This is a genomic window from Acinetobacter sp. ATCC 27244, from assembly GCF_000156555.1.
Lineage (GTDB): Bacteria > Pseudomonadota > Gammaproteobacteria > Pseudomonadales > Moraxellaceae > Acinetobacter > Acinetobacter haemolyticus.
On the sequence record NZ_GG665953.1, the window covers coordinates 90,945 to 95,417 of the forward strand.

A 4,473-nucleotide genomic window follows, 5' to 3' on the forward strand; every position below is an offset into this window, starting at 1 on the left:
AAATATATCCATAAAAAAACCCGCTTAACGCGGGCTTTTTTTGAACCATAAAAGCTTAAGCTTCAACAGTTACGTAGCGACGGCCAAATTGACCTTTCACTTCAAATTTTACTACGCCGTCAGCAGTAGCAAATAAAGTATGGTCACGGCCCATACCAACATTTGCACCAGCGTGGAACTCAGTACCACGTTGACGAACGATGATGTTACCAGCAGTTACAGTTTGACCACCGTAAACTTTAACACCTAACATCTTAGGATTCGAATCACGACCGTTTTTAGTCGATCCACCGGCTTTTTTAGTTGCCATGTCTATTTACTCCTCGTGTTAGCCTGCGATACCAGTAATTTTCAACTCGGTAAACCATTGACGGTGACCTTGTTGTTTACGGTAATGTTTACGACGACGCATTTTGATGATGCGGATTTTGTCGTGACGACCATGGCCAACTACTTCTGCAGTTACTTTTGCGCCAGCTACAACTGGAGCACCGATTTGAATGCTATCACCGTTTACAAGCATTAATACGTCATCAAACGTAATAGTTGCACCAGTTTCAGCTTTCAACAATTCAACTTTAAGGGTTTCACCCTCAACAACACGGTGCTGTTTACCACCGCTTTGGATTACTGCGTACATAATGTACTCCAACATGCCCGTGTCGTCGTGTCGATAAAGGGATATACCGAACTTAAAACGAACGCCACTGGGGTTATACAAGGGGACAAATTTTAAGTGAAAATTGATCAAACAACAAGTGATTTTGCATAAATGCATAGATCCGTATGCATTATTTTATTTTCCCAATAAAATCAAATAGATTAACCATACATTGTTTTGATTGATTCTTTTTGTGATTTGCAATACATTTTTAACCAACCCATTTGGCAATAACAAACTGTGTTTTAACAAAATCTAGAAACCGTCTTTGTCTCGGTCAGGAAGTCAATTTTTCTGCCTAAAATAAGACCAAAAAACACCTTACCCTGTTCTAAACGGCAAATAACCATATGTGTATCAATGTTTAGCAACAGATTAGTTGATACACTTAACGCACTCACTCATCTATACGAGGTTCTTCTTCATATGGTCATCGATTTCAAGCAAGACATTCTCTCCCCTGTTGCGACAGATTTTGCTGCGATGGATCACCTCATCAATGAAGGAATCAGTTCTAAAGTCGGCTTAGTAATGTCCGTGAGCAAGCATGTAGTTGAAGCTGGTGGCAAACGTATGCGCCCGATTATGTGTCTACTTGCTGCACGTGCATGTGGATTAACCAACATGCAGCAAGCCCAACACTTAGCCGCTGTCATTGAAATGTTGCATACCGCGACACTGGTGCATGATGATGTCGTCGATGAATCCAATTTACGACGAGGCCGCCCGACAGCCAATGCAACGTGGAATAATCAAACTGCGGTTTTGGTCGGTGATTTTTTGATTGCACGTGCATTTGACCTACTGGTCGATTTAAACAACATGACACTATTAAAAGATTTCTCAACGGGGACATGTGAGATTGCTGAAGGTGAAGTTTTACAACTCCAATCTCAACATCAACCAGACACCACAGAAGAAATCTATTTAAATATTATCCATGGTAAAACTTCACGTTTGTTTGAGCTTGCGACCGAAGGTGCAGCAATATTGGCAGGTACTGAAGAATATCGTGAACCGTTACGTCGCTTCGCTGGGCATTTTGGCAATGCATTCCAAATCATTGATGATATTTTAGATTACACCTCGGATGCAGAAACATTAGGTAAAAATATTGGAGATGATTTGATGGAAGGTAAACCAACTTTACCTTTAATTTCTGCACTAGCGCACTCAACAGGTGAAGATCATGCGATTATCCGTCGCAGTATCGCAACTGGTGGTATCGAACATCTGGATAAAGTGATTGAAATCGTTCATCACTCAGGTGGTTTAGATTATTGCCAAAAGCGTGCTCAACAAGAAACTGACGCGGCTTTAGAGGCACTGAAAGCACTGCCTGACAATGAATATCGTCAAGCACTGATGAATTTAACCTTGATGGCTTTACATCGACTACAATAATGTCTGACTGCTTATGCATTTAAATTTATCTGATTTATTTTTAAAAATGCAGGAACAGCTTGAGCACCCTCAAACTGTTCTTGATGAAAATCTCCTCATTGAATTGGTTAATCGCTTACGACCAAAAAACCCAAATGATGCAGATGAAGTAAAACAAAGAATTCATCATCTCATCAAAACATTGTTACTGACACCTACATCTGCAAATTTACTTCAGCATTTTTTGTTGAAGCTGATGAGCCAATATAAGCAGATTAGCTTATATGCAGATAGTGGAATCCTCTCTCTTGATGGTTTTTGGAATCAGCTTGGGCAACGTTTAGGTGCGCACTTTCTTCCATTAGTTGAAGATGGGCAACAACTCACAACGCTTGTAGGCAAAGTCTTTCACCAAGAAACAGACAGTGAATGGCTAGATCTCATCGACAAACAAGATTGGTCTACATTGTTTAATTTGATTTGTGAAAGCTCAAATAGTAGTGCTGAAAAACAAGTTTCAAGCAATGAGTTGATCAAAGCCATTACGGTTTTATCCTATCGGATTAGTGGTATTGGGCTATATCCTGAGTTTATTAATGCTCAACCCGATATTACCGAATACGAATCACCATTCTTGGTACAAAACCGAGAAATAGTTGATTTTATAGAAAAATATAAAAAACAAGTTGATCAGCAAGATGCTGTTGCAGTTCTCCCACCGCTGGATGCATCGCAAGCTTTCGTGATGCTTGATCAGTGTCGTGATGTGGTGATGAAAATTCGTCGTGCTACGAAGCGGATCGGTGTCAGTATTAGTTTGACTTATTTATTGTCATTATTAGAACAAGCCTTAGATCGTATTGAATTATTACTCAGCCTATTAGCAAGCAAAGATGAAGTAAAATATCTTGCTCTGGGTGAATTAATAACAGATCTAACTAAAGCGCATTACGATAGTCGAAGCGTTCGTCATCTCCTATCCTCTACCAGTGAATTAATCGCCTTACAGGTAACAGAAAACGCGAGTAAAACCGGCGAACATTACGTAAGTACCGACAAAGCTGGCTTCTTTGGCATGTACAAAGCAGCAGCTGGTGCAGGTGCAATTATTGCCACCATGGCAACCTTAAAAATTCTGACTGCACGTTTGGTGTTAGCACCGTTTACCCATGCTTTTTTATATAGCATGAACTATTCACTCGGTTTCATGTTGATCCATGTGTTGCATTTTACTGTTGCAACCAAACAACCCGCCATGACTGCGGCTGCGCTAGCGTCTACCGTACAACAGCAAAAAGGTAGCCGAACCGCTCAAATTGCAGAGTTAGCTGCGCTAATTATTAATATCATTCGAACACAGTTTATTGCCATTTTAGGTAATATTTCGATTGCGATTCCTGTCGCTGCGCTGATCACATTTTCATGGCAGTTTTATTTGGATGAGCCACTATTAAATCATGCTAAATCAGCAGCGCTATTACATAGTCTCAATCCATTCACCTCGCTTGCTGTACCGCATGCTGCAATCGCAGGTGTATGTTTGTTCCTTTCAGGTTTAATTGCTGGTTACTTTGATAATTTAGCTGTCTATCGAAAAGTTGGTCCTCGACTCAAACAACATCGTCGCTTGAAACGCTGGATGGGACAAGAACGTTTAGACAAATTTGCCAACTATATTGAAACCAATTTAGGTGCTTTAGGTGGTAACTTTCTCTTCGGTATTATGCTTGGGAGCATGGGAACCATTGGTTTTATCCTAGGATTACCTTTAGATATTCGTCATATTGCCTTCGCATCAGCAAACTTTATTCAAGGTTTGATGACCATTGGTTCTCCTGACATTGCATTGATTATTGTGTCATTCCTAGGCGTGTTATTGATCGGTTTAACCAACTTATTCGTCAGTTTTACTTTAACGATTATTGTGGCTTTACGTGCACGTCGAGTCCGTTTTTCACAATGGAAACCACTGGCACATTTGGTGATGACTCATTTCCTTACAAGACCAAGTGACTTCTTTTGGCCACCTAAACAACCCGTTGAAGTACAGGAAAAAACGACCACCGAGAAAAAATGAGATATCAATCAAATTTTGTTATGTTTTTTTACTAAACCTTAAAAAAACTTGAAAATGAAATTATAATAAAATTTCAATGCTTGACCAAAAGTGTACTCTTGAGTACACTTCAAAACACTCTACAACCCTTAAAATGGTTAAGCAAAAAAACTGAGGTTCGCATGCCGTACCTACTACTTTGTATTGGTTGCATTTTTTTAGTTTTAGGTGTGATTGGGCTGATTCACCCCTCTACATCAAACTTAGATCTTTTGAGTGTTCAAATGCTATTTGAACACCGTTTTTCCATGCTTGATCATGTGGCGATCCTACTTTCTCAATTGGGCGGAATGCCCTTTTTAATCGTTTTAAT

General features: G+C 39.8%; 4 protein-coding genes and 1 pseudogene. 3 read left to right on the forward strand and 2 right to left on the reverse strand.

What is annotated here, in order from left to right; all coding sequences use genetic code 11:
• Positions 1–55: 55 nt before the first annotated feature.
• Together rpmA and rplU are read right to left on the reverse strand one after the other, a co-directional pair.
• Positions 56–310: a 50S ribosomal protein L27 gene (gene rpmA, locus HMPREF0023_RS06975; protein ID WP_004640422.1), complete on the reverse strand. Its 255-nt coding sequence runs from the start codon at positions 308–310 to the stop codon at positions 56–58.
• Positions 311–328: 18 nt separating this feature from the next.
• Positions 329–640 carry a 50S ribosomal protein L21 gene (rplU, locus tag HMPREF0023_RS06980; RefSeq protein WP_005083041.1) on the reverse strand — a complete coding sequence of 104 codons (312 nt, stop codon included), beginning with the start codon at positions 638–640 and terminating at the stop codon, positions 329–331.
• Positions 641–1,087: 447 nt separating this feature from the next.
• Here rplU and sdsA point away from each other — a divergent pair, with 447 nt between their 5' ends.
• The 3 genes and pseudogenes from sdsA to HMPREF0023_RS16205 form a co-directional block, all read left to right on the forward strand.
• Entirely contained in the window at positions 1,088–2,065 is a 978-nt protein-coding gene (gene sdsA, locus HMPREF0023_RS06985) for an All-trans-nonaprenyl-diphosphate synthase (RefSeq protein WP_005083044.1), read from the forward strand.
• Between the two features lie 13 nt (positions 2,066–2,078).
• Positions 2,079–4,121, forward strand: coding sequence for a site-specific recombinase (locus tag HMPREF0023_RS06990; protein WP_004640429.1), 2,043 nt, complete (start codon positions 2,079–2,081; stop codon positions 4,119–4,121).
• Positions 4,122–4,282: 161 nt separating this feature from the next.
• Positions 4,283–4,473, forward strand: a pseudogene (locus HMPREF0023_RS16205) (phosphatidylglycerophosphatase); the annotation flags it as partial.

Excerpts from the sequence above, each read along its gene's own strand:
- rpmA (WP_004640422.1), bottom strand. The coding sequence starts at position 310 with ATGGCAACTAAAAAAGCCGGTGGATCGACTAAAAACGGTCGTGATTCG.
- rplU (WP_005083041.1), bottom strand. The coding sequence starts at position 640 with ATGTACGCAGTAATCCAAAGCGGTGGTAAACAGCACCGTGTTGTTGAG.
- sdsA (WP_005083044.1), top strand. The coding sequence starts at position 1,088 with ATGGTCATCGATTTCAAGCAAGACATTCTCTCCCCTGTTGCGACAGAT.
- HMPREF0023_RS06990 (WP_004640429.1), top strand. The coding sequence starts at position 2,079 with ATGCATTTAAATTTATCTGATTTATTTTTAAAAATGCAGGAACAGCTT.